This is a genomic window from Streptomyces glomeratus (assembly GCF_021462825.1).
GTDB classification, from domain to species: domain Bacteria; phylum Actinomycetota; class Actinomycetes; order Streptomycetales; family Streptomycetaceae; genus Streptomyces; species Streptomyces glomeratus.
Map to the genome: position 1 here is coordinate 1 of NZ_JAKEEB010000099.1, position 910 is coordinate 910.

At 65.2% G+C, this 910-nt stretch carries 1 protein-coding gene; it reads left to right on the top strand.

Annotated features, from left to right (window positions below; genetic code table 11):
- Nucleotides 1-164: 164 nt before the first annotated feature.
- On the top strand, nucleotides 165-910 hold a 746-nt coding region (locus tag LZ604_RS35480), incomplete at its 3' end, for a methyltransferase domain-containing protein (RefSeq protein WP_234520354.1).

The following is a 910-nucleotide window of genomic DNA, read 5'->3' on the forward strand; positions in this document are numbered from 1 at the left end:
CAGTGGGCGCCCTGAACGTTCTACGGGCCGGGCTGGTCCGTCGCGACGCCAACCCGGCATAGCGAGAAGCCCCCGGCATCTGCCGGGGGAGGAGTCACGTTCTGCTGCACCCAGGGCTCCAGCAGAGTCTGGTAGCGGGCCAGTTCGACCGGGTCGGTCACCAGATGGGCGTTGCCGAACGCAAGAACCTCTCCTTCGTCAACGCCATCAGTCACATGACCGCCGGCCACGGGCCCTGGGGCAGCGTCGTCATCGATGACCAAGGCCGAATCGTCCTGAACGCCGAGTACGCCGTCGTCGCCTCGATCTCGCGCTTCGACCTCCTCGCCTGGACCGTGGCCTCGGCCGACGCCGCCCAGCTCCACGCCGACCTCACTGGCGAATACGGCGTGTACGACTGGACCGCCATCGAGGACAAGGCACCCGTCTGGAACCAGCACATCGTCCAGCCCAAGCGGCTCCGGCAGTTCTCCTCCAAGGCCAAGGCCGGGAAACCCGCCTACGGCTCCGAAACGTGGGACCAACTCGTCACGCCCTGGCTCAAGCCCACGCACCGCGTCGTGGACTTCGGTGCCGGATACGGCGACTACGCCAAGCACCTGCGCGCCAAGGGCTTCAACATTCACGACTACGAGCCCTACCGCTGCCGGGACGGCTCGTACGCGGTCGACATCCGGGCCGTCGTCGGCATGATCCGCGACATCGACAAGGACATCCAGGCCAACGGACTGTACGACGTCGTTGTCCTCGACTCCGTCATCAACGCCACTACCTCGCTCGACTACCAGCACTGGGTGATGACCACCGTTAAGACGTCGTTTCCTTTGGCGTGGTCGTTCGTTGAGCCGTGCATGACGGATCTGGTTGAGCGGTTGGTGCCGGATGAGTTATGGACGCTGTTCCGGCGGGT